The sequence below is a fragment of the Candidatus Vallotiella adelgis genome (assembly GCF_020541305.1).
GTDB classification, from domain to species: Bacteria; Pseudomonadota; Gammaproteobacteria; order Burkholderiales; family Burkholderiaceae; genus Mycetohabitans; species Mycetohabitans adelgis.
Genome location: NZ_CP047396.1, coordinates 388,178 through 414,889, shown reverse-complemented (window position 1 = coordinate 414,889; position 26,712 = coordinate 388,178). Strand labels below are relative to the sequence as shown.

Below are 26,712 nucleotides of genomic sequence, written 5' to 3'. Positions count from 1 at the left end.
TATTGCAATGTTAATAAACAGTCTGACTATTATTCCAGATCTAAAAAATAGTATTTTCTACCTTAGCACTTCATACCATATTCAAAAGTGTTTATGATAACTTAAGTTAAATCTATTCATTGTTTTGACCCAGGGTAATTTATAAGTGCGTTACTAATTTTTAATTTTTTAAACGAAGAAATAAATAAAGACTTTGGCGGAAGCGGTGAGATTCGAACTCACGGACGGTTGCGCCGTCGCTGGTTCTCAAGACCAGTGCCTTAAACCACTCGGCCACGCTCCCCAGAGCGAAGTATTGTAGCTGATTTGTGTCGAATACTACACAATCATCCAAGTAACTTTCTGCTTGCGTATACTCTATCAGCTCCTCACAAGATAATGCTCATACTATTTTATGCAGCAAAGACCGGGTAGATTAGCTATTTTAGATGCTGCCTTTCAAAAACAATATCTGTAGGTCGCTCAGGAAACGCTGACCGAGCGGTGTCGGTACTACACTTACTTGATCGCGACGGATCAGACCACGGTGTTCAGCTTCTACAAGGGCGGGCTCGATTGATGTCATCGTCAGCCCGGTTCGCTCAACAAAATGATGTACTAGAAAACCTTCGGTGAGCCTCAGAGCATTCAGCATGAATTCGAACGGTAGGTCACGTACACTAACTGCTGTATACCATGTCTGGATCGGTTCGCCCGAAGCAGCCTGTGCTAGATAGCTATCCGGATTTTTATGACGCATCTGTCGCACGATCCGGTCCGGAAAAGATAGTTTTGAGTGCGCGCCTGCCCCGATTCCTAAATAGTCACCAAATTGCCAGTAATTTAGGTTGTGTTGGCTGTGCCAATGTTCTCTAGCGTATGCCGATACTTCATAGTTGTGGTAACCAGCTTCACGCGTTCGTGCATGTATCCATTCCTGCATATCGGCCGATGTGTCATCGTCGGGCAGTGCGGGTGGATACTTGCGGAAATAAGTGTTTGGCTCTAGTGTTAGCTGGTATAGCGATAAGTGAGGCGGCGCGAAAGACAACGCGGTTTCTACGTCTACCTGACATTGCAATAGCGTTTGTTCTGGCAGAGCAAACATTAAATCCAGATTAAAGTTGTCAAAGATTGTGCGCGCGACTTCTATTGCACGACTAGCCTGTACCGCATCATGAATACGGCCCAGTGCCCGTAAGTGAGTATTGTTAAAGCTCTGAATGCCGATTGAGAGTCGGTTAATACCGCTGCTGCGAAAGCTCGCGAACTTAGCGGCTTCGAGCGTGCCAGGATTCGCCTCAAGTGTGATTTCTGCGCCTACATCTAGTGGCAGCATCGCGTGTATATCTGCAAACAGGCGGTCAATTGCTTGTGCTGATAGCAAGCTAGGCGTCCCACCGCCAATGAACACATTATGAATCGGTCGCCCACAGATTAGGGGCAGTGCTGCTTCTATGTCAGAACGTAGTGCATTCAGATACTCGGTTTCAGGAAACTGAGCTTCATTGAGGAGGTCGCGTGTGCATGCGTAAGCATTAAAGTCACAATACGGGCACTTGCGCAAGCACCATGGAAAATGCACATATAGAGACAGCGGTGGTAATGTAGTAAGCTGAATGCCTTCTGGCGCTATAATCTTGCATATCGCTTCACCTAATTCTGGCGCGTTCGTGTGCGTGATCGGTAGCAGGGAGTGTTCGGGCATCCATTCTGCGACGGGATGATTCATGGCATGTCTTTTAGTTGACTTATTAAGTCTGCTAGTGCTCGCGCGCGATGACTATAGACATTTTTCACCTCTGGCTTCAATTGGGAAACGCTGCGTTTCAGCATGGGAAGATAGAATAGCGGGTCGTAGCCAAAATTATTTCTACCACGGACTTTGGTGAGGATTTCGCCGTACCAGCGACCATTAGAGGTTAGCGGATTGGAATCATTAGCGTGACGCATTAGTACCAGTGCACAATAATAATAAGCGCGCCGATCAGTATGCGCACTCAACATATCAAGCAAGTGTGCGTTGTTAGCTGCATCGGATTTCTCACCACCACTTAATTGCGCATACCGAGCAGAATAAACGCCTGGGGCACCGCCCAGGACATGCACGCATAGTCCCGAATCATCAGCAAGCGCGGGCAATCCAGTAATGCGTGCCGCGTGCCGTGCTTTTTCCAGTGCGTTTTCGATGAACGTCGAATGGGGTTCGAGCGCTTCGCCTACGTGCAATTCTTTCTGCGGTACAAGATCGATACCAAGCGAATGTAGCGCAGAAAATTCGCGAAACTTGCTAGGGTTGTTCGATGCTAGCACGATGCGCGCTAGCGCAGACCTAAGATGGCTGCTCATAACTGCAGTGCTTTTCGTTGAAGCTCAATGAGTTTCGTAATACCACATCCAGCGAGATCTAGTAGTGCGTTCATCTCGCCGCGGTTGAATGGTTTCCCTTCAGCGGTGCCCTGTACCTCAACAAATCTGCCAGACCCAGTTAACACTACAGTCATATCGGTATCGCAACGCGAGTCTTCGGCATAGTCTAGATCAAGCACTGGCGTTGCGCCGTGTATGCCGACGGATACTGCCGCGACGTGGTCTAGAATCGGCGTTGCAGCAAGCCTGCCGTGTGCTAGCATCGTATGCACCGCATCGTGTGCAGCGATGAATGCGCCGGTGATGCTTGCGCAACGTGTACCGCCGTCAGCCTGAATCACGTCACAGTCAATATGTAGCGTACGTGGACCGAGTTTCTCCAAATCAAACACTGCGCGCAGTGCACGACCTATGAGTCGCTGTATTTCTTGCGTGCGTCCGGTTTGCTTGCCACGTGCCGCCTCCCGATCGTTGCGCGTATGCGTTGCTCGGGGAAGCATGCCATACTCTGCAGTGAGCCAACCGTGCCCGTGATCACGTAAAAATTCGGGAACTTTCTCCAGCACGCTAGCGGCACAGATCACTTTTGTGTCACCACATTCGATCAACACGGAACCTTCGGCATGTTTCGTATAGTGACGTGTGATACACACGTCTCTTAATGCATTAGCGGCACGATTACTAGGCCGTGGAGTCTGGACTTTCATATTTGCAATACTTAAACAGTAGATGTATGGGGGACAGCTGAACTAAGCTAAACTTATATCTTAGCGCTAAATCTAGTTACTTTAATTTAGTCAGGTGCGTTTTATCTATACGCAATACTGCTGTCTGAGATAAGTAGGAACTCAGTACGATAATCGCAGTCTTCATAAAACTTTTCGTGAGACGCATAATGATCTTCAGCATGACAGGCTATGCAAACGTGACGCGAGAACTAGTCATTGACAGCGCATCTGAGATCGATGGCAGCACTCATATGACTAGCATATCAATTGAGCTACGCACCGTGAATTCAAGGTTTCTCGATCTTAATTTTCGCATGCCCGAAGAGGTCCGTACATGCGAGCCAATGTTGCGCAGAATGCTGGTGAGTCGTCTCTCACGAGGCAAAGTTGACATCCGTATTAATGTACAACGCAGTAGTGAGCAGGTAACTCTAGCGGGGTCGCTCAACCGCGATGCACTGCTAAATCTAGCGACATTAGAGCGCTTCGTGCGTAATGCATTTCCCAGTGCAGGTAGCCTGCATGTGGGTGAAATTCTGCGTTGGCCCGGTGTGATCGTCGACAGCGGTCTGTCGGCCGCATTGCTGCATAAACCAGTATTGGCCTGCAGTAAGCAGGCTTTAGATGAGCTGGTCAACGCGCGTAGCCGAGAGGGGTCGCAATTAGTGACTATACTGCTCGCTAACGTAGCTGAGATGGAGGAAATTATTAGCCACATTACTCCACTAATGCCTGAGCTAGTCGCGTGTTATCAGCACAAGATTGCTGAGCGATTGAAGGCGGCACTCAATATAGCAGTGTTAGATGGTTCGCCACAACTCATTTCGTATCAGGAGATCGCCGAACGGATCCGACAAGAGGTAATAATGTACGGCATCCGTATCGATATTGCAGAAGAGCTGTCTCGGCTGGGCGCGCATTTAGCCGAAATTCGCCATTTGATTGGCAAGGGGGGGCGGGTTGGAAAGCAGCTTGATTTTATCATGCAGGAGCTAAACCGGGAAGCAAACACACTGGGATCTAAAGCCGCATCGAAAGAATTAGCTGACGCATCTATAAGATTAAAGCTGTTGATTGAGCAAATGCGCGAGCAGGTTCAAAACTTAGAATAGTTTTTCACTATGACGCACAAGCGTATTCCATGCATACAAGAATATCCCGGTAACCTATTTATAGTAGTCGCACCGTCAGGAGCGGGTAAGTCAACACTAGTCAATGCGTTATTGACATGCGACCCGTTGATCCGATTATCGGTGTCCTATACTACTCGGCCGCCGCGAGCGAATGAGACGAACGGTGTTCAGTATCATTTTATCTCAGTATCCAACTTCCTTGATCGCCGTGCTCAGGGTGAATTCCTCGAAAGTGCTGAGGTACACGCCAACTACTATGGTACATCGCGCGCATGGGTCGTTGAGCAGATGAAAAGTGGTGTAGATGTACTGCTTGAGATCGATTGGCAAGGCGTGCAACAGGTGCAAAAACAGTTTCGGAATACTGTGGGTATTTTTATTTTGCCACCATCACTAGATGTTCTTGAGAAGCGTCTACATAAGCGCGGGCAAGACGAACCAAACGTGATTGCGCGTCGGCTGTTGGCCGCCGGCAAGGAGATTTTACATGCTCCTGAATTTGAATACGTATTGATTAACGAGAATTTTGATTGTGCATTAACGGAAATGCGGACCGTGGTTTCTGCGACACGGCTGCGTTTTACATCACAGAGTGTGCGCTACAAAAAGCTGTTCGTCGAGCTAGGTGTTCTCCCATGAGAAGCAAATGAACTGTTCAGTAAGTTAAAATAGATCCAATGAAATAAGGAATTTCAGTATGGCTCGCATTACAGTCGAAGATTGTCTTGGATATATCCCAAATCGCTTTGAGCTTGCACTGGCAGCAACGTACCGGGCGCGTCAATTAGCGCAGGGACACATACCAAGGATCGAGAGCAAAGATAAGCCAACAGTACTTGCGCTGCACGAGATTGCCGAAGGAAAAATCGGCATTGAGATGTTAAAGAACGTGCCAGTCTGATCAGCATACTTCCTATCGGATATATCCCATGCTGTCTACTGCAGTGTATGCAGCTAATGAAGCTGTAGAGAAGTGCCCGCCTACGTTGCCGGTTAGTACGGACACTACAGGAGATGACGCTGGTGTAGAGGTAACTATGTCATCTGCACGTGCGTACATCGATGCAGTACTCGAACAATCGTATCGGCACTTGTTCGGTCCAACCGTCACACCCAAGCAGCCGTGCAAACATGAAGCTATATCCATCGAGAAGCTGACCGAAGAACTAAGCTCATACATGACGCTGGACGAGATTCATGAGATTAAAACCGCGTTTCACTTCAGCAACGAAGCTCATTTAGGTCAGTATCGTCAGAGCGGCGAGCCGTACATTACTCACCCAGTGGCAGTAGCCGAGATCTGTGCTGACTGGAAGCTAGACTCGCAGTCGATTATGGCTGCGCTGTTACACGACGTTATGGAAGATCAGGGTGTCACAAAGACCGAATTAGCCGCGCGTTTCGGGCCAAAGGTAGCTGAACTAGTCGACGGACTATCTAAGTTAGATAAGATAGAGTTCCGTAATCGTGAGGAGGCACAAGCAGAGAACTTCCGAAAAATGTTGCTTGCGATGGCACGAGACGTTCGCGTTATTCTTATCAAGCTCGCTGACCGGCGGCACAATATGCGCACGCTTTATGCTGTTCCGTCTGAAAAACGTCGTCGGGTAGCACGTGAGACGATCCATATTTATGCCCCGATTGCACATCGTCTCGGCCTCAATAACACATATCGCGAGCTACAGGAGCTGAGTTTCTCGAACTTCCATCCGCGTCGGTATGCAACCCTCGAAAAAGCCGTTAAAGCGACCCGCGGTAACCGGCGGGAGGTTATTGGTAAGATTCTCGAGGCAGTGCAGCATTCGCTATATGAAGCAAGGATTGATGCCGATGTGACTGGACGAGAAAAAACGATTTACAGTATTTATCGAAAAATGCGCGACAAAAAATTGTCGTTCTCACAGGTGCTCGATGTGTACGGTTTTCGCGTGGTCGTCGACACATCGATGGAATGCTATATGACTGTTAGTGTATTGCATGCATTGTATAAGCCGGTGCTTGGCAAGTTCAAAGACTATATCGCAATTCCAAAAGTCAACGGATATCAGTCACTGCATACTACACTAGTCGATCCATTCGGAACACCCATCGAGTTCCAAATTCGAACACTGAAGATGCATGAGATCGCCGAGGCAGGCGTTGCGGCACATTGGATGTATAAAAATGGTGGCACTGATCTAAACGACGTACAAAAGCGGGCGCATCAGTGGCTCAAGTCGCTGCTTGACATCCAGAGCGAAGCAGGTGATTCCAGCGAATTCCTTGAGCATGTAAAAATCGATCTGTTTCCGGCCGCGGTCTATGTGTTTACACCAAAATCGAAGATCATGGCGCTCCCGCGTGGTGCAACTGCACTAGATTTTGCGTATTCAGTACATAGCGATCTCGGTAACAAATGTATTGCTGTCAAGATTAATCACGAGTTATTGCCGCTGCGTACTACACTTAAAAGTGGTGACATCGTCGAGATTATCACAGCACCGTACTCAAAGCCGAACCCCACTTGGCTCAGATTTGTTCGGACAGGTAAAGCACGTTCAGCAATTCGTCACTATCTGAAGACCATGCACCTAAATGAGTCAGTGCAACTTGGTGAGCGGCTTGTAGAAGAAATACTCAAAGCATATGGACTATCACTTACCGAGGTTACGCCAGAAATCTGGGATAAGATCGCTCACTCAACTGGCAATAAGTCTCAGCAAGAAGTATTCGCCGATATCGGATTGGGGCGTTGCATTGCAGCAGTACTTGCCAAGAGGATCGAGTTATTGCTTAGCGGGCGTGACGGAGTCTCCGATGAGAATTTTCGCCATGATGTACTGGTGCACACGAGCGATGGGCCGTCTGCATTAATCACCGGGACAGAGGGAGTAGCAGTACAACTATCACCGTGCTGTCGACCAATTCCTGGGGATGAGATTATGGGCTACATTGGAATAGGTCTTAGAATGTCAATTCATGTGACTTATTGTCGTGTCGCGCAGCGGATTTATCGGCGAGACTCCAGCCGCTGGATCGACGTCTCATGGGCGCCACATCCGGGACGTTTGTTTGATGTAGCAGTCAAGGTACTAGTGAAGAATACACGCGGTGTTTTTGCACGCGTAGCCGCTGATATCACAGCTAGTGATGCAAATATCGTTCATGTAGCGATGGATGAAGATTTAGCCAAAGAATCGATAGCGCTGCGCTTCTTAATTCAGGTTAGTAACCGAGCTCATTTAGCAAATGTAATCCGATGTACTCGAACAAATCTAGATATCATCTGGATTTATCGTGATCGAGTTTCTCGTGCAAACGACTATCGGAATAACGATGAAAAATTCGACCAACATGAGCATAGTGATTATTAACGCGTAAGAGTATCCTCAACATTGGCTGTTCATTTTCGGGAGACTTTGCAGGACAATTTTTCTAATGCCGTGCATAGTTGCCGAACAACAACCCATTGAGGTGGGGGTATCTTATCCGCATTAAACAAAAAATTTTTTAAGTAGAAATTTTTTTTAGGCAATGGCGCGGCTGGCAGGATTTGAACCCACGACCTCTTGGTTCGTAGCCAAGTGCTCTATCCAACTGAGCTACAGCCGCCTATAACTTATTACTATAGTATAGTATATTTTTTAAAGAGGTAAATATCCTAGCAAGATTTTTTATATATTTGTGATGGTAGGTGCCGTATGTCCGCTATGAAGCATTTGTCTAATTGTATAACAGCAGAATATATAACAGCAGAATTCGCGTAATAAACAAGGTATTTATGAAGGAAAGACAATAATTTAGAACAAAGAACGACTTGCTACAGCCGAGAATAACAATAGAAAGCCACAATTCTCTAGAAGACACCTTTTGATGGGTGCATAGAATGCTAGGCAGTTATTCTGTACTCTTTGGGATGGTAGTGAAGTCCATTGGTTATAGTTGCTGCTTATCGTATGATAACGGTTTATCCGAGGCCCCGCAGGATGGGTGTGGCACACGATCATATCGTTGTTTGGAGACCTGTAAGCGGCTATCACGTTTGATGAACTAATACACTATTGCTTGTTTATGAGGTAGCTGACTTCGCTCAAGAGAGCTATAATAGGTATTAAAAACTTTTAAGTAACGCTAAACGAGTTAGCGGGTTGTTGTTTTGAACAAAATCATAAATTGCACGTTGGTCAGTACTAAAAGCCTAGCTGTTCAGCGACACTATTATAGTGGTGCCGATATGACCCTGCTAAATTAGTTTAATAAAGGAGTAAAAAAGGCTAGCGATTGAATAAGCAGTTCTCTAGAACTGTATTACTAATATCGAGAACCATTCTCTAGAATAACAATCACCTTCAAGCCAGCACTGAAGGCCTTCAAGCGCTATATCAACTACAACCACTCTTGTGATCTGCGACTACAATCGCCTTAGTGGTTATTCATGTATATGCAACTGACGTCGATCAAGACTACAGTATTACACTTCTTTATATGTGGGTAGCCATCAAACCGGCTATGTGGGTAGCCATCAAACCGGCTATGTGGGTAGCCATCAAACCGGCTTCGCTTGAAGAATTTCGTCCATCTCAGCATCTAGAGCCTTGCCTTGCTATGGTGGCGAGTGTAGATTACGGGTTAAACGCGCACCTATTCTTGAGATATTCTTCTTAAACTTCGATCATGCTCGTACCCGAGCAGAGGGGCGTAACCAGTACAATGCATAAACCACTACAGGTATTAACTTGTGAACGCTAGATACTGCATAGTAGCCATCTACCGAATTTGCAAGCACTGCACGAGTATTGTGTGGAAGTAGGAAATCTTATTCCGTACTACTATTTATTTTAGTAAAGCGCATAGATTCTCTTAAGTTAGATAGATTGCGATAGTTGCACTATCTAGCAGTTCTATGATTTACCTGATGGTAGTTGGCAGTCATCAATGTATTATTTTGAGCCTATGAGTAATTGTCTTGGGTGAGCATTTTACTACCGAGGAGTATAGAGTAAAAGTAGTCTTATTCATCGTACTTGACCCTGTTCTGTATCGCTCTCCCGCTAACTCCCCCCCATTACTTAGTTGAACTACATGCACTTAGTACATGGCGTCTGGCATCTTAAAAGCCGAGTGTTCATCGCATATCAACTCGTGCATCAACAATACAGTCCGGGATAGCATGCCTATTTGGCGACAGGTAGGTAGAACCCGCCGAACCGCACTATTCTATGCGAGAAGTCCGGATAGCACGCCGAATATTAAATATTCGCACAGTCAGCGGTACGACTGATACGCAATCGGCAGCATTACAGTGATCTGGTATGGGTCGCCGTATCAGCTTAGCTACCAGCCTAGTAGAACGAGTGACGCGATAAGTGGGCTAGCGAACTATGTCCTATAAGCCATACTGTTCAATACACTTCTGCCGCCGAACTGTGCACGTGAATACGACATTACGAATACGTCTCAATGAGACTATTCTATGTATGCATGCAATGATACCCTCAGCTTCACCCGCTATCTGAATTGATTTCCATTGCATTGCTTTTCGACAGATATGCTATGTCCAAGCTCACTAAAGCTACCGTCATCCGCCGTGAAGATTACACATTACCTACGTTTCTAATCCACACTGTAGAGCTTGAATTCGATCTCGTACCGGAACGCACGCTAGTGCGCAGCACACTACACGTGCAACGTAATCCTCAGTCCAGTGACGTTGTTGCTGACCTTAAATTAGCTGGCGAAGCATTGAAATTACTGTCACTAACTGTCAATGCCTGTACGCATCATGCACTTACAGTGCATGATGACGGCCTCATTCTATCAAACTTGCCCAAGGAGTTCGAATTAGTAATCGAGAACGTGTGCTATCCCGCTGACAATACAATGTTGTCTGGTCTTTATATCTCCAACGGCCATTTTTTCACCCAGTGCGAAGCCGAGGGCTTTCGACGCATCACGTACTTTCTCGACCGGCCAGACGTAATGGCAACTTACCGCGTAACATTACGTGCCGACCAATCTGCTTATCCGGTATTGTTGTCTAACGGAAATTTGCTGGATAGCGGCACGCTACCGCATGGCTGGCATTATGCGAAGTGGGAGGATCCGTTCCCTAAGCCAAGTTACTTATTTGCACTGGTCGCAGGCACGTTCGTTGCTCGCGAGCAGAGGATTACAACGTGCTATGGAAAAGAAAAACTACTGCAAATATGGGTTGAGCTACATGATCTAGATAAAACTAGTTACGCACTCGATTCGTTAGTGCGCGCAATTTACTGGGACGAGTATCGCTTCGGACGAGTTCTTGATCTAGAGCGATTTATGATTGTTGCCGTTAGAGACTTGAATATGGGCGCAATGGAGAATAAAGGACTCAACATCTTTAATGCACAGTATGTGCTCGCGAATGCGCAAACTGCAACCGATATCGACTTCGCGAACATCGAATCAGTCATCGGGCATGAGTATTTCCATAACTGGACTGGCAATCGCGTGACTGGCCGTGACTGGTTTCAGCTTAGTCTTAAGGAAGGGCTTACGGTCTTCCGTGATCAGGAGTTCTCCGCTGACATGGCGGGTGGCTCCAATAATCCGGAAGCCAGTGCTGTAAAACGGATTAATGACGTACATGTACTGCGGCAGATGCAATTTTCTGAGGATGCCGGCCCGATGGCGCATCCGGTGCGGCCGGAAAGCTATGTTGAAATTAATAACTTCTACACGTCCACGATCTACGAGAAAGGGGCGGAAATCGTGCGGATGTACCAGACGTTGTGCGGACGTGACGGTATGCGTCGAGGCATGGACTTATATTTCGAACGGCATGATGGAAAGGCAGTGACCTGTGATGATTTTCGTGCTGCAATGGCTGACGCGAACCACCGAGATTTAGCTCAGTTCGAACGCTGGTACAGCCAAGGCGGTACGCCCCGCGTAGCGGTGCGTACCGCCTATAATATGGTGTCCCGCACCTTTACTTTGACACTGACACAGCATTATAGTGGATTGCCTCCACATCTCGTGCAAACGCAAAATAAGCCACTCCCGATCCCTTTCTCGCTAGGCCTGATTGATGCACAGGGACATGATATATTACTACGCCTACAAGGCGAGCCAGATAAAGCTCATTCGGCAACTACTCGTTTACTCGAGCTCATCCAAATAGAACAGTCTTTTACGTTTATCGACGTTGCTGAAAAACCACTGCCGTCGCTATTGCGTAATTTCTCCGCACCGGTAATCATAGAATATGACTATACCTCCGATGAATTAGCATTTCTACTCGCGCATGACAGTGATTTATTCAACCGCTGGGAGGCTGGACAGCGCCTATCTACTCGCGTATTTTTGTTGCTAGCTATACGGGCGCAGAAAAACCTACCACTCGAGCTACCGGCAGCGTTCATGGCCTCTTTGAGTGCTGTACTATGCGACGAATCGCTGTCGCCAGCATTCCGCGCAAAAGTGCTGACCCTACCATCCGAGACTTATTTAGCTGAACAAATGGACGAGGTCGATCCAGCCGCTGCCTACCAGGCACGGCAATTTATGCGGCGCAAGCTAGCAGACACGTTACATAGGGATTGGCTTGCTGCATATAGCGTATGCGGTACGCCAGGTACATACGATCTAAACTCAATTGATGTTGGAAAGCGCGCACTAAAGAATTTGGCGCTACAGTATCTTACTGAGCTAAATAATCCGACAGAAGTATTGACGCTTGCTCAGGCACAGTTCGATAAAGCAAACAATATGACCGATCGTGTTGCTGCGCTTGCCGCGCTACTTGCGTTATGTTCAAGAATCCCTACCCAAGCGCAAGATTTAGCTAAGGCCGCGCTCGATACATTCTATCATTACTACGAGGGTAACGCGCTAGTGATCGACAAGTGGTTCGCGCTGCTCGCCAAGCAACACAGCAGCACAGGTCAACGCACGCTCGATGTAGTGCGTAAGCTGATACAGCATCCGGCTTTTAATCTTAAGAATCCGAACCGAGTTCGGTCGTTAATTTTTGGCTTTTGTCTGGCCAATCCGAATCAATTTCATCTGCCGGACGGTTCTGGATACGCATTCTGGGTTGAACAGGTTATTATGCTCGACTCTATCAATCCGCAAATTGCTGCCCGCCTGACCCGATTGTTGGAACACTGGCGTAAGTTTGTACCAGCACTACGCACGCTAATGCGTGCGGCACTCGAAGAGGTCGCTAACAATGCAAACTCGAAGGACGTGCGCGAAATCCTAGACAAGGCCTTAGCGTAGCTATTGCTGTTATGTAGATGTGCGGTGGCGTGATAGTCGAGCAACTGTGGGTAGAGGTCGCTATACATACACCCGATTCCGGGTGCGATTGCGTTTAGAAACAGCAAAACTATCAATGTAGTGAGCTAGGCTCTCATTATGTAATCTGGGTGCAACTGAATCGTACGAGTATTTCCTAGATCGACATAGGTCGGAGTACTGTTTACTAAGCCGCTAGTATGAACGTACTACCTAGTTTAAATAAGCGTTAGTCTTAGTAGAATTTTGGAGCATCACCAGAATTTATCGAAAACCCGCTCGTCGATTGAGATAATTTTAATTCTCATAGTCATAAGAACATATGAACCTACACACAATATAGCTATTGTGTGCTTCCGATCTTTACGCGGGCATGCGCTGATATAATATTTTCAGCAGGAAAACTATCATGTAATTAATGGAATTTTCTCTTATATACTATATATAGTGCCGACTTAACAGTCACGTCTCGGTCGTTGCTATAGATTAATGCGCACTTGCTGTAACAGCAGTCATCCACTTGTATGCAGATTCTATTGGCAATAGTTATTCCACCGATATTTCCAGCGCGTGTTAGTATACTATCGTCTAATTTATTTAGGTAAGATTGCATTAATCCGTGCCCATATATAATATTATATATGGGCACGGATAATAAAAAGACTAAATCTAGCACTCTGCATGGATTTCTGCGCTATCTAATAGCACGCACTATAAAGTGTAACTACTCCACACTAGCTTTGAGCCGAAGTGCAGCATTTATAGTACTGCGATTCCGCCTCTTATTGCCAAAACTTCATAGTAATGTATATCGGAAAATCGTAGGTCATATAGCACTGTGACAGCGCTATATTATTAGCCCCGAAAGAGCTGATGTTTGGCAACTCTATGCGCGATACTAACGCCCCGGCGATCAGTCCGCTCTGCCGACCCTTCCCACGGCTATATTTATCGGTTTTATGCCGACAATACGCGAGACTAATCTGTGGAACTCATCTAACATTCAGTTATTATGGCGTAGGCATAATAACGTACTAATGAGTTACACCATCCATGTAGAATTAAAGTGCTATAGATTGCAGCGCAGTACTGGCGCAGGTGTCAGAAGACCCCTGTGATCGCACTTCTTGAATGGCGTTCTTCGACACTTATCATGACAGCGAATCGACCAACCGCACACCGCACGACCCTCACCCAGCACCTAATCGAGCAACAGCGTGAACACAACAATATTCCCTCTGATCTTCGGCTTCTGATTGAGACCGTGTCTCACGCCTGTAAACTGATTAGTTATCACGTTAGCAGAGGTGCACTAGGTGAAGTACTTGGAAGTGCTGGAAACGAGAATATTCAGGGCGAAGTACAGCAAAAGCTTGATATTCTGTCAAATAACATCTTACTTGAGGCTAACGAGTGGGGCGGTCATCTTGCTGCGATGGCATCAGAGGAAATGGCAAGTATTCATCAGATTCCTGCTCTCTTCCCAAGAGGGAAGTATTTACTACTCTTCGATCCGCTCGATGGTTCCTCCAATATCGATGTGAACATGTCAATCGGCACGATTTTCTCGATTTTGCGCTGCCTAGATGACAAAAACCCGACGGAAAAATCATTTCTGCAAAAAGGTTCACGTCAGGTGGTCGCCGGTTATGCGGTATACGGCCCACAAACAATGTTGGTTCTTACTACAGGCTATGGTGTCAACTGCTTTACTCTTGATCGAGATCTCGGCTCATGGGTGTTGACGCATCGTGCCCTGCGTATTTTAGTTGACAGCTGCGAATATGCAATCAATGCCGCGAACCAGCGTTACTGGTACGAACCAGTGCAGCGCTATGTTAACGAACTAATAGAAGGTGTAGATGGCCCGAGAAAGATGAACTTTAATATGCGCTGGGTTGCAGCCATGGTGTCAGACGTGAACCGTATCTTGCATCGTGGTGGTGGAATCTTCATGTATCCAGCTGACAAACGCACACCGAGCAAGCCCGGAAAGCTGCGACTTATGTACGAAGCGAATCCGATGGCATTTATCATCGAGCAAGCAGGCGGTCATGCGACTAACGGCAAAGAGCGAATTCTAGATATCCAGCCAAAGAGTCTGCACGAGCGTGTCGCTGTGTTCCTTGGCTCTAAAAATGAAGTTGACCGTGTCACACAATACCATCTCAAGAGCTGAAGGCACTATCAGATATAAACATTTCTAATGCTGTACAGCTTCTTAGAAGCAGCATCTGAAATGCCAAACTAGTTAGCAGTCATATTAAGTATGATCCCTACTAACATATAAGGGGGGGTTGCTAACTTACATTATACGCTCTTACAATACTTCTTTTTGCCGGTGTAGCTCAGTTGGTAGAGCAGCGCATTCGTAATGCGAAGGTCGGAAGTTCAAGTCTTCTCTCCGGCACCATGGATTTAGCTCTATTCTCCTATGTTAGGCGTTTTTCGCGTAGTCGTATATCCGATATACTCGGTGGACTCGATTCTTCGTTAGCCGATGCATCTCAAAGTCAAGTGCCAAAATTCTTTGTCTATATGCTACATATATGCCTATATAGGCTGCGCTGTAATATCACATTAGGTAAGAAACCTCTAATTGACCCACTGCTCGCTAACCCGCTGAGCAAAAATCTAGACGATGTCGTATAGCAACCGATCTCATGATACCTGAAATAAGTGGGCTATATCGCGCGGAATCTGTACAAGTTCCGCCATGCTAAGAACCGAATATGCACATATTATTACCGACTGGAGTTGCTACCTATATTGGCATTTTATCTCCAAATAGAGCAACGTATACAGGCCTACACTGACTGACAATGCATTAACTATGCGGTTAGTGCTGCTTTCCAAAATCAATCGGCTTCATATCACCTCAACGACGGAGCATAAGTGAGGGTAATTGCAACGTACTGGGCGTGGTGGCAAGCACTTTAAATATCATCGCATCGAAGATTATTATTGCTATATTGTTTGCAATACTAGTTAACTACAGTAAATATAGTGATATTCATTGCAGCAGATAGAGTAGTGTTCTTTAGTAGAAAATGTTAAAGTAGATAACTGAGATCATGCCTACTTTTTTGGGGTAGGTTTATCCTAAAGTACCCGCTTGTTATTTCTAGAACTATCAACGCTAGATGTTACTAGAAAGTTTAGATGGCAATATATGATAGGGATACAAGCTCAACGATACGCATCATCATACCTGCCCGATAGTAAGGAACGAGAAAAGGCAACCTAAACGTACTCAGATTAGACTGCCACTCATATTATTAGTGGCGCACCCAGAGTATGGGTGCGCACCTTTAGATATTGCTAGCTGAGCACAATATGCAATTAGTACTCAGCATGTACCTAACCGGATACTGGCAGATCTTTTATGATCTCGCACGAGAGGGGGGCGTGCACCTCCCCTCTCGTGCTGTGCAATAGCAAGGCGTTAAACGCTCCTCTTACCCACGCTTTCCCGGCAATTGCTTTATTAACTCAATTTTTTAGCTAGCGTGAGATTGTCGGCCGACGACTTACGCAGATACATCTATTCTGATTAGAAACTTAGATAAAGGTAGCTAGATCATGAATGCAGATCGTGATCTGAGCACTTTTTATTGCTTGAGCTGGCGTTTCTCGTCGCAACTCCGCCGCACTTATAGGGTCACACTTAGCGTAAATGTGGCACGCAGTTACGTGACCAATAGCGCATTATATCCAATCATCTCCCGATCGGGAGATGATTGGATATAATGCTTCGTATTTATTCAGATACCTTGAGATTCTTCCGGGGCGTTAAGCTGTTTCTGCTATCAGCTGCAATAAGAAAGTAAATAGCATAAATCTAACAAAGATCAACACTGTATTTAAATAACATATTACACCGAGTACTAGCAGAAAACATTATTAGACTTAATCGAAAGTACACAGCTTGTGGTTTTAGATCTTACCCTACTATATGCTATCGCAGCATAATTAGATTAGTATTGGGTATTTTCGGATTGTTTAGGATAGCATGGTCTTGCTTTTTGATGTGAAGGTACCAGTCTTTACGACTGGCAAATAGGGTTTTCTATACTCTTCGGTATAGAAAAAATCATTTTTAATACGTCGGGTTACTTAAATTGCTAATCGACTATATTTGCAGATAACCCAAAATTCGGTAGATAAATCTGCAAATTAATTTATTAATTAACATCTAACCTTCTTTATAATAAATAAAAATAAGACATGCTCTCTCTAGTTATCCAGAGAGGTGTCATTTGACTAAAGATAAATATTGGTGGAGCCGGCGGGAATCGAACCCGCGTCCGCAAGCGCTTTACAACTAGTTCTACATACTTAGTCCAGTCTTTTAATTTAACCACATTGACGCGGACGAACACGCTTCGCTATGGCGATTCACTAGATTTTTAGCCCCGACGTCGTGACTTTACCGGGGATTAGCTGGCGTTAATGACCTCGTGTAGTCTTGCGACTCTAGCCCGTCAGCGTGCTAGTGCGAGGCTAGCTGGTGTTAAGCAGCTAGTGCGTACGTTGTATCGTTCGCAGTTACTTAAGCCCCATTGATTTACGAGGTGATGGGTCCTCGGTATGCCCTACATTGCTCAGATACCCACGTCGAAACCAAGTCGGCCCCAAAAAACTATTATATCAGTATCTCACAGATTACGGATGTTGGTCGATCATCTTGATATTTTGCATGCTAAGTTTGTATTATGCTGCTTTAATCTCAATTTATCATCGCACTGCTGTTGTTGTTCCGATCAGATGATCCGAATCTTAATCGGATGGGGTGCGTCGCTGTCATAGCTATAACTTACTATATTTTGACTCTAATGATCGTTGTCAACTTAAACTACCCTAGCTGGTGCGGTGCTACGTTGACATACAACTGCAAAAGTAGTCGAAAATAGGGCTTCTGATATAATGTGGTATTGACTCGCCGATAACACTTGCGGTACTAAGCCTAACGGTTTCTCCATATTCTATATAGTACTTGAAAATAAATGTTATACACGAACACTCTGTCAAGTAGGAGTGGCTACCATCTGAACAGCGGTGGTGTCGATATCAAAATATTCCTGATAATAGGTAAAGAGGTTCTTCCTTACATCATGCTGAAATCAAGGTTGTATAGCGCGATCTAGTATGTAATACCAAAACAGACAACAGGCGTACGTGGTACGCAGCACGCTGAAGTAAACGAACACGCTCTAGGAGGACATCTCCAGCAAGTCGCCCACGTAGCAATTTTGTTAACTAACGCTGCTAGATACGGCGCAATATTAGCGATCTTATTATCCAAGTCGCATAAGACTGCGCTGGCACTTACAAATACGGCAACGTGGTCTTGAGGCGGCCGGCAAGAAAATATCTTGCATATGGTTAAAATTCAGGAGTAATGTCGACATGACAGCATGTAGTTGATTCGAATATTGTCAGTTAACACGAAGCGCCGAGTAATCAGGTGATAGACTAGGCTATTCCTTTGAACTCGTATAGAAGCAATCCAGCATCACACTAGCTAGCCTATATCTGATGGTAGCTCAACGTATTGCGGATTATAATGTTTATAGGGTAGCTTGCTGCCGGATATCCGATTTATCCCTGATATTTCTTTTAATTTCAGCCCATTACGAAGCGGATTGAGCTTGCCTTAGCCACCATATCAATGGTGATGCTCGGGGTACTATGACTGGATATGCCCTGACTTGTTTCTGCGACGCAGAAACAAGTGGTCTTTATACTTTTACGAGCTGATGATACCGGTATAGCCTGTGTACGGCGCAGAGTATTTTAAAGCCCTAAGCTTTAATCTTTTGCGAAATCTTATTAAGATTCTTTTGCCTAGCCAGGCGGCATTGCCTATTCGAAGTCAAACAGTAGATTTTATCTGTTAGCGATTTTGGGACTTGTGGCGACCGAAGTCGGTATAATCAAATAGTTAGAAAAGCTGTGTGAATCGGCGGTTGAAGTGGTGGGCCAACAGCAAACTTTGCATTTCACATGTCCGCTTATGCCATCCATCCACACGTATTCGTCGGTGCTACTTACTTAGTAAGTGTTATCGGCTTGTTTTAAAGCTCGCAGCAAATTGTTCTAATGTAGATATGACAACAACATATACATAAGCTTTAGAAGCTGATTAGTATTTTCGTAATTGAGATTGCCGACGTTTGACTGTGAATTTATTGATAAAGACAGAGCAGATACTAAGTAGATTACACTTTTAAAGCAGTGTAAAAACCGATATATGTGCCTTAGATCAGTAACTAATGCGTGCGACGGCATATTCTTATGTCAGTACTATCTGGCAATAAATATCTGGCAATAAATTTCTCCCCTTCGCTGGGTTTTAATTCGGTAATTGCAGTTTTTTAATAGTCGCTGAAGAATACTATCTAGCTTGGTCATAGGCACTGTGGGTAGAAGTGCGTAATGCTTTTCAGAAAAGTAGTGGAATACCTCGGGCCAGCGTTTCTCGATATTTTCGAGCGAGGGCGTTGTGGCTAATTCTTCTAGCAAGTACTACTCATCGGGGATGCTCTAGCTCGCATGCTAATATCGCTGGCTGCGCGTTGTTCGACGCCGCCCATGTACAGTGATGCACTTTTCGCTTACTTGAGTTGATGCTTGAGTTGAGGCCTAGAACACCAGCACGCCAAAGCTAGTCAAAGATACTAATAAATGGATCAATTTGCCAAAGAGACCTTGCCTATTTCTCTTGAAGAGGAAATGCGTCGTTCCTATCTAGACTACGCGATGAGCGTAATCGTAGGCCGAGCATTGCCTGATGCGCGTGACGGACTTAAGCCAGTGCATCGACGCGTGCTCTATGCAATGCATGAGCTGAAAAACGATTGGAATCGCGCGTATAAAAAATCTGCGCGCATCGTTGGCGATGTGATTGGTAAATATCACCCGCATGGCGACAGTGCGGTCTATGAAACGATCGTGCGTATGGCGCAAGATTTCTCGTTGCGCTACATGCTGGTAGACGGGCAGGGCAACTTCGGCTCAATCGACGGAGACAACGCCGCGGCGATGCGCTACACCGAGATCCGACTCGCGAAGATTGGCCACGGTCTCCTTATCGATATCGATAAGGAGACCGTGAACTTTGAGCTGAATTATGATGGTAGTGAAACGCAGCCACAAGTACTGCCATCTCGGATTCCAAACCTATTAATCAACGGCTCGTCTGGTATCGCAGTTGGCATGGCAACAAATATCCCGCCTCATAACTTAAGCGAAATTACGAATGCGTGTCAGCATCTGCTGCACTACCCACAGGCATCGATCGACGAACTAATCGAACTCGTCCCAGCGCCTGATTTCCCGACGGCTGGGATCATCTACGGCGTGCAAGGCGTGCACGATGGCTATCGTACCGGCCGTGGGCGTATTGTAATGCGCGCTAAAACTCATTTTGAGGAGATCGACCGCAGCCAGCGTATGGCGATTATTGTTGATGAGTTGCCGTATCAGGTTAATAAGCGCGCTCTACTCGAGCGAATCGCTGAGCTAGTTAATGAGAAGAAGATCGAAGGCATTTCCGATATCCGTGACGAGTCTGACAAAAGCGGAATGCGTGTGGTGCTTGATCTTAAACGCAATGAAGTACCGGAAGTTGTTCTTAACAAGCTATATAAAAATACGCAGCTGCAAGATACGTTTGGTATGAATATGGTTGCGTTGGTTGACGGTCAGCCGAAGCTACTAAACCTGCGTGATCTACTAGAGTGCTTCTTATCGCATCGGCGTGAAGTAGTTACGCGACGCACCCTCCATGAGTTACGCCGCGCACGCGAACGTGGTCACGTTCTTGAGGGGCTAGCAGTGGCACTGCCGAACATTGACCAGTTTATTGCGATTATCAAGTCGGCCTCAACGCCACCGATCGCAAAGCAAGAGCTGATGATGCGCTCGTGGAACTCGGCTCTAGTATGCGATATGCTGTCAAACGCGCAAAAAGAAACTCCAGACGGGCGAGATGCTTTTCGTCCTGATGGGCTAGCGGATATTTTTGGTACGCAGTCTGATAGCCTGTATAGGCTATCAGACACACAGACTCAGGAAATCTTACAGACGCGTCTACAGCGATTAACTAGCCTAGAGCAAGATAAGATTACAGCCGAATATCGCGAGGTAATAGCACGGATCGTAGATCTACTGGATATCTTAGCAAAACCAGAGCGGATTTGCACGATCGTTACCGACGAGCTGGTCGCGATTAAAGCGGAATTTGCTGACCACAGACGCTCGCAGATTGAATTAAACGCTATCGAGCTGGGTACCGAAGATCTAATTACACCGCAGGATATGGTTGTCACGATGTCACACGCCGGTTACATTAAATCGCAGCCGCTATCCGAGTACTATGCACAAAAACGTGGTGGACGTGGCAAGCAAGCAATCGTTACAAAAAACGATGATTGGATTGAGACACTATTCATTGCGAACACGCATGATCACATCCTGTGTTTCTCGAATCGAGGGCGCGTGTATTGGCTCAAGGTCTATGAAGTGCCGCAAGGCTCGCGCAACTCACGCGGCCGGCCAATCGTGAATATGTTCCCGCTGCAGGAAGGCGAAAAAATTAATGTGGTACTACCAGTCAAAGAGTTTTCAGCAAAAAAGTTCGTATTCCTTGCCACATCGCTGGGCACCGTAAAGAAGACACCACTTGAAGCATTCTCGCGGCCGCTAAGGAAGGGTATAATCGCAGTGGCGCTCGATGACGGAGATTTTCTAATCGGTACGCAGATTACCGACGGGCAGCATGATGTAATGCTGTTCTCCGATGCCGGAAAGGCAGTTCGGTTTGCTGAAAACGACGTGCGCCCGATGGGGCGGGAGGCCCGCGGCGTCCGCGGCATGCGGCTTGAGGGTAGTCAGCAGGTCATTGCATTGCTGGTAGCTGACGGTGAATTACAATCAGTACTGACTGCGACTGAGAATGGCTACGGTAAGCGAACGCCCATTGCAGAATACACACGGCATGGACGCGGAACAAAGGGTATAATCGCGACTCAAACCTCGGAGCGAAATGGCAAGATGGTGGCTGCTACGCTAGTCGAACCAGATAGTGAGATTATGCTAATCACGACCGCTGGTGTGCTAATTCGTACGCGTGTTGCTGAAATTCGCGAGATGGGCCGAGTTACCCAAGGTGTTACACTAATCAACCTTGACAAAGGTACTAAGCTATCGGGCTTGCAGCAGATTGCTGAAACTGATCGACTAGCGGTAGCTCTAACGAATAATAGTTAAGTGAATTTGCTCCGAGTTGATAGAGAAAGAGAAACTTTTCATGGGAGGTCGCGATGCGAAAACAATTCAAACAGTGGATATTATTAGCTTTTTTTACACCAACGCTCGCTATAGCACAGTCATCACCTGACCACGCTATCACAACTTCGACTTTTAGTTCTGCTTCGCCGATCGAAGCAGCTAAGCAGACTGCTATTAAAGATCTGCTCGATGCTATTGACGCGCTTAAGCTGGTTAACGCTATTTCTAGTAGCGCCCAAATGCAAGCCAAGCAATTAGTGCCAGCAATCTTATCCGATGTACTGACCGAGAATAAGGTGCTGAAGGATAAGCAGAAGCAAGCTATTGTGTCGTCACTACAAAAAAATACTGTGCCAAAGCTCGTAGAGTCCGCTGGAACAATATTTAATAGCGAACAATTCCGCCAAGATGCAATGCGGGCGCAGTATGAAGCATATGCTAAATACTATTCAGTGTTTGAAATTAAAGATCTGACCGCCTTCTATAAGAGCCCGACTGGCCGGAGGTTCATCGACGTGCAAGATCACGTAGGGCATGATGTGATTAGTAGCTTGATGCAGAAATATATGCCAGAATCGATCAAAGCAACTCGAAATCAGGCCGACAAGGAAATGACTTTACTGAAAGTAAAGTAATATACGTCGAGCATTACTAGCTAGTATTTATTTATCGATACTGCCCAAGTGGTGTTATAACAGCTTGTTTTTAGCACCTTAAGCAGCTATTGTAAAAATACAAAATTCGGTTTTATTTTCTTTAGAACAAGCCGCCTAAATCTTCGGTGAGATCCCGCGCTTCTTTCTAAAGAAGAGATATCGAAATAAGATGCTGACCAAATTCACAAATCAATGTGGTTCAGTCCAGCACCAGCAGGTATGCTCGACTTACTAAGGATATTAGTGGCGCTGATTAGCTACTACATCATGTTTCTGAACAGTGCACAACCGGGCGCGAACAACGTTTATTCGGAATAAACCTTCTTAAGTTCTGATCTAGCACTAGACTGACCAACAGCTAATAAAAATGTTATCATGAAACGTATTGTAGCGTACATGCCGCCGCATAGAGTATGACCGATGCAAGGATTTACTTGAGTATCAGTAGTATCACAGTAAACGCTCTGCGATCATTTTATGTATATGCATTCTTGAATAAAACGATTGATACATCGAAATATTCGATTTCTTCAAACTAGTTAAAGTTCTACTAGTAGCTAGTATATTCACAATATTTTATTGATTCCAATAAACATATCCTAGTACAGTGCATTATTTTCTGGCGTATAAAAGTAGTACTGCTAGCTTAACCGGCATGATGGTATGTAAGCCACGTGCTTTTGCTAAGAGCCGGAATGTCCGATTTTCTTGTTAGCATTCTTCTAAAAGACAATTTTTGCACACTTATATTTAACATCTCTTCTATATCAATCTAGTACTCTAATGGATAGAGCAGGTCAGAGGAGGGAGGGGGTCTTTCTAAAATCGAGGCACCACATATTGAAAAAGCCGAGCTGGAGCAAAAAATTGTTTGACGTGTGTCGAGAGCGAGGATAAGTACTGTCATCAGAACTAAAAACCGTACGTTTATTAGCAGCATGAGGGCATTGATTAATAGCATAGTGACGTGAATGGCATCAAAACACCCGTCGAATACATAAAGGTAATATCGCGCTTTTCAGGCTCATATTCTAATGAATGAAGAACTAAATCTTCAACTCAAGCCGTTGCGCACGCGCATCGATGAGATCGACCAGCAATTAATTATGCTGTTGAATCAACGCGCGCAGGTTGCTATCGAGGTTGGCAAGATCAAGAAGATGTATCACGCGCCCGTATTCCGGCCGGAGCGCGAGAGGCAAGTGATCGCGCGTCTGCAGGCCTTATCGGCCGCCGGCCTACTTAGTAATAGGCATATCGCGTTAATCTGGCGGGAGATTATGGCTGCTAGCCGTCAACTTGAGAAAGCGCAGAAAGCTGCGTACTTAGGCCCAGAGGGTACCTATAGCGAGCAGGCAATGCTCAGTTATTTCGGCCAATCCATGATTGGTTTGCCGTGCGTATCGATCGACGAGGTATTCCGCTCAGTCGAAGCAGGAGCGGCTGATTTTGGTGTTGTGCCTGTTGAGAATTCGACCGAAGGCGTGGTATCGCGTACGCTAGACTTATTCCGAGAGACACCACTACAGATTAGTGGTGAACTATCGCTTCTGATCCAGCATTATCTGCTTACACACAGTGGCACTCTGAAAGAAGTTACTCGTGTGTTTGCACATGCGCAGGCACTTGCACAGTGCCAGAACTGGCTTTCAACTAACGCACCGCTTCTTGAGCGCCAGGAAGTGTCAAGCAATGCCGAAGCTGCCCGAATAGCGGCGGCAGATCACGCCGTAGCAGCAATCGCCAGCGAACGCGCCAGCACTCAATACGGCTTGCAGATAGCCTGCGCGTTGATTCAGGACGATCCGCATAATCGGACACGTTTTTTGATTATTGGCGGCGAGCCACCCGCTGCAACGGGCCATGATAAAACATCTGTTATCCTTGTAGTGAGAAATAAGCCGGGTGCAGTATTTCAAATGCTTGAGCCACTAGCAAGGTATGGGATATCAGTGAGTTGTTTCGAGTCACGCCCGGCACGTAGCAGTGCGTGGGAATATTTTTTCTATATTGATTTCGCAGGCCATCAGCACGACGCCGCAGTTACGTCGGTGCTCGCAGAGCTAGAGCGTGTCGCAACCTATGTCAAGATACTCGGTTCCTATCCGCGAATAATGCCAGGCGGCGATTAGTAATATGTAATTAACTACGCACGTTAAATCTATCTCATAATTAATTATTTTGAGCTTGGTATCAAGTCATATATACAACATATGATATATGTGCGCCTTCTTATAAACACAGCATGCCTTTCAAGATCGAATAAAGGCAGACAGTAGACTAATACTAGCTAATAACTTACTCGCGTTAGCTACGGTAAAACCTGTGCAGATCTGTTCTGGACAATGCTGTTGTCCCGTACTTTAAGCAATTATTTATAGCAGTTACTAATTGCCGACCGCAATTTTGGTGAAATTACGTCGTGGCGTACTCCGACTTAATATATGGAGTGTAAGGTGGTATTGTCTCCGCTGTAGCAGAACTCATGTGTCTTAAAAAAACGACTAGACCGCACGTGAAAGGCAAGAACACTTACTATATGAGCTGCATTATGCAGAATTATAGTCCTGTTTTCGCGGCTATAAGCTAACTGGTCGAATAAGCTGTCATTTATGCTGGTTAAGATAATTCTACCTCCCTCGACTCGGACGAAGAATTAGCGTCTTTATTCACTAGAGAAAGGGGAGATTGTATAATCGCTACATAGATCGCACGACGTAGAACACAGCGTAGAATCTAGAAAAATATGGCACGAATCTGCGCACTCGCCTTTAATGTGCTATGGGATGCAATAAATGCGTACTCGAGTGTGCACACCGAAATCATTTAGGCAATGGCGTAATGCTGGAAGAGCTATTCGCGCGGTACGTGGTTTCATGTGGCTATTACCGGGCTAAGCAGTGCTGAAAGGAGCTTCTACTACTATGAAATATCTCGACCTCGGACCCTACACGCAGGCGACTGGCACAGTACGTTTGCCGGGTTCTAAGAGTATTTCGAACCGCGTTCTATTACTCGCGGCATTAGCTGAAGGCATTACCACGATCGACAATCTGCTTGATTCAGATGACACCAACATAATGTTATCCGCACTCGAACAACTGGGCGTTGCGCTGCGGCATAACGCTGCACAGTCGCGTTGCACCATAACCGGCTCTAGAGGCGTATTTCCAATTCAGAAAGCCGAATTGTTTCTCGGCAACGCTGGAACTGCTGTACGGCCTCTAACTGCGGCATTAGCAGTCATGGGCGGTGAGTACCGCCTATATGGCGTGTCTCGCATGCACGAGCGCCCGATTGGTGATCTAGTCGATAGTCTGAGGCAGCTCGCAGCACGAATTGACTATGAGGGCAATCCTGGTTTCCTACCATTGCTTGTTCATCCGGCGTCGATATGCGCGGACGCACCGATTCGTGTGCGGGGCCGTGTATCAAGCCAGTTTCTAACCGCACTATTGATCACGCTACCGATGATAGAGACGGTGTGCGGCGAGGTAGTGGTCGAAGTAGAGGGTGAGCTTATCTCCAAGCCATATATTGAAATCACGATCCGCTTGATGGAGCGCTTCGGCGTGCAGGTCGAGCGTGATGGCTGGCAGCGCTTCATCGTTCCGGCCGCCGGCCGTGGATGTTATCATTCACCAGGCCATATTACCGTTGAAGGCGACGCGTCGTCAGCATCTTATTTTCTAGCAGCTGGTGCATTTGCTCATGGGCCGGTGCGCGTTGAAGGTGTTGGACGGGCTAGCATCCAAGGTGATGTGCGATTTACCGATGCATTAGTCCGCATGGGAGCGAATGTAGTCATCGATGATCACTGGATCGAGGTGCGCGGTATTAAATCAGATAATGGCAAGCTGAGGCCCCTGGATATAGATTGTAATCTTATTCCGGATGCCGCCATGACAATTGCAATTGCGGCGTTATTTGCCAACGGCATGACAAAGCTGCGTAACATTGGCAGCTGGCGGGTCAAGGAAACAGACCGGATTTTTGCAATGGCTACCGAACTCCGAAAATTAGGGGCACAGGTTAAGGAGGGTACAGACTACCTTTGTGTGGTTCCACCTACCGTGTTGACGCCTAATGCCGTAATCAATACATACGATGATCATCGTATGGCAATGTGCTTCTCATTAGTTAGTTTGGGCAATATTCCAGTGAGGATTCGCGATCCTGGTTGCGTTGGCAAGACGTTTCCAGATTATTTTAATAGATTTGCCACAATTGCGCATCCTTAATGCAGTGCGCTAGAGGTTGATCACTTTGCGTGTTCATCATCGGTTCTTAGAA

General features: G+C 46.1%; 13 protein-coding genes, 3 tRNA genes and 1 other RNA gene. 11 read left to right on the top strand and 6 right to left on the bottom strand.

Translation table 11 applies throughout. The features are described 5' to 3' along the window. Positions 1-194 precede the first annotated feature (194 nt). From GJV44_RS01555 to rph, 4 genes are all read right to left on the bottom strand, one after another. Positions 195-283, bottom strand: a tRNA-Ser gene (locus tag GJV44_RS01555). 141 nt (positions 284-424) lie between these two features. Beyond that, positions 425-1,687 carry a radical SAM family heme chaperone HemW gene (gene hemW / locus GJV44_RS01550; RefSeq protein ID WP_420885751.1) on the bottom strand — a complete coding sequence of 421 codons (1,263 nt, stop codon included), beginning with the start codon at positions 1,685-1,687 and terminating at the stop codon, positions 425-427. A gap of 20 nt (positions 1,688-1,707) precedes the next feature. Further along, on the bottom strand, positions 1,708-2,328 hold the full coding sequence (gene rdgB / locus GJV44_RS01545; RefSeq protein ID WP_226806742.1) for an RdgB/HAM1 family non-canonical purine NTP pyrophosphatase: 621 nt from the start codon (positions 2,326-2,328) through the stop codon (positions 1,708-1,710). Then, the gene (rph, locus tag GJV44_RS01540; protein WP_226806741.1) at positions 2,325-3,056 is read right to left on the bottom strand and encodes a ribonuclease PH; all 732 of its coding nucleotides are present in this window, start codon (positions 3,054-3,056) and stop codon (positions 2,325-2,327) included. The genes rdgB and rph overlap by 4 nt, the downstream gene beginning before the upstream one ends. A gap of 188 nt (positions 3,057-3,244) precedes the next feature. Here rph and GJV44_RS01535 point away from each other — a divergent pair, with 188 nt between their 5' ends. The 4 genes from GJV44_RS01535 to GJV44_RS01520 all read left to right on the top strand — a co-directional run bounded on the left by GJV44_RS01535 (position 3,245) and on the right by GJV44_RS01520 (position 7,563). Continuing rightward, the gene (locus GJV44_RS01535; RefSeq protein ID WP_226806860.1) at positions 3,245-4,189 is read left to right on the top strand and encodes a YicC/YloC family endoribonuclease; all 945 of its coding nucleotides are present in this window, start codon (positions 3,245-3,247) and stop codon (positions 4,187-4,189) included. A gap of 9 nt (positions 4,190-4,198) precedes the next feature. After that, positions 4,199-4,849, top strand: coding sequence for a guanylate kinase (gene gmk / locus GJV44_RS01530; protein WP_226806740.1), 651 nt, complete (start codon positions 4,199-4,201; stop codon positions 4,847-4,849). Between the two features lie 58 nt (positions 4,850-4,907). Further along, positions 4,908-5,111 carry a DNA-directed RNA polymerase subunit omega gene (rpoZ, locus tag GJV44_RS01525; RefSeq protein WP_226806739.1) on the top strand — a complete coding sequence of 68 codons (204 nt, stop codon included), beginning with the start codon at positions 4,908-4,910 and terminating at the stop codon, positions 5,109-5,111. Between the two features lie 136 nt (positions 5,112-5,247). Continuing rightward, the gene (locus GJV44_RS01520) at positions 5,248-7,563 is read left to right on the top strand and encodes a RelA/SpoT family protein (protein WP_226806859.1); all 2,316 of its coding nucleotides are present in this window, start codon (positions 5,248-5,250) and stop codon (positions 7,561-7,563) included. A 161-nt stretch (positions 7,564-7,724) separates the two neighbouring features. Here GJV44_RS01520 and GJV44_RS01515 read toward each other — a convergent pair. Continuing rightward, positions 7,725-7,801 (bottom strand) — tRNA-Arg (locus tag GJV44_RS01515). Between the two features lie 1,941 nt (positions 7,802-9,742). On the opposite strand from GJV44_RS01515, the gene pepN reads away from it, so the two are divergent. The 3 genes from pepN to GJV44_RS01500 all read left to right on the top strand — a co-directional run bounded on the left by pepN (position 9,743) and on the right by GJV44_RS01500 (position 14,882). Continuing rightward, a complete protein-coding gene (gene pepN, locus GJV44_RS01510) occupies positions 9,743-12,451 on the top strand; it encodes an aminopeptidase N (protein WP_226806738.1) in 2,709 nt (902 codons plus the stop codon). A gap of 1,171 nt (positions 12,452-13,622) precedes the next feature. Then, complete coding sequence (locus tag GJV44_RS01505) at positions 13,623-14,648, top strand: class 1 fructose-bisphosphatase (RefSeq protein ID WP_226806737.1); 1,026 nt, start codon at positions 13,623-13,625, stop codon at positions 14,646-14,648. A gap of 158 nt (positions 14,649-14,806) precedes the next feature. Further along, positions 14,807-14,882, top strand: a tRNA-Thr gene (locus GJV44_RS01500). A 1,864-nt stretch (positions 14,883-16,746) separates the two neighbouring features. Here the strand turns inward: GJV44_RS01500 and ssrA are convergent. Beyond that, positions 16,747-17,105, bottom strand: a transfer-messenger RNA (tmRNA) gene (gene ssrA, locus GJV44_RS01495). Positions 17,106-19,156: 2,051 nt separating this feature from the next. On the opposite strand from ssrA, the gene gyrA reads away from it, so the two are divergent. From gyrA to aroA, 4 genes are all read left to right on the top strand, one after another. Further along, a complete protein-coding gene (gene gyrA, locus GJV44_RS01490) occupies positions 19,157-21,742 on the top strand; it encodes a DNA gyrase subunit A (protein WP_226806736.1) in 2,586 nt (861 codons plus the stop codon). A 53-nt stretch (positions 21,743-21,795) separates the two neighbouring features. Beyond that, positions 21,796-22,398, top strand: a complete 603-nt coding sequence (locus GJV44_RS01485; protein WP_226806735.1) for a DUF2059 domain-containing protein — start codon at positions 21,796-21,798, stop codon at positions 22,396-22,398. Between the two features lie 1,055 nt (positions 22,399-23,453). After that, the gene (gene pheA, locus GJV44_RS01480; RefSeq protein WP_226806734.1) at positions 23,454-24,551 is read left to right on the top strand and encodes a prephenate dehydratase; all 1,098 of its coding nucleotides are present in this window, start codon (positions 23,454-23,456) and stop codon (positions 24,549-24,551) included. A 792-nt stretch (positions 24,552-25,343) separates the two neighbouring features. After that, entirely contained in the window at positions 25,344-26,660 is a 1,317-nt protein-coding gene (gene aroA / locus GJV44_RS01475) for a 3-phosphoshikimate 1-carboxyvinyltransferase (protein ID WP_226806733.1), read from the top strand. The last annotated feature ends 52 nt before the right edge of the window (positions 26,661-26,712 follow it).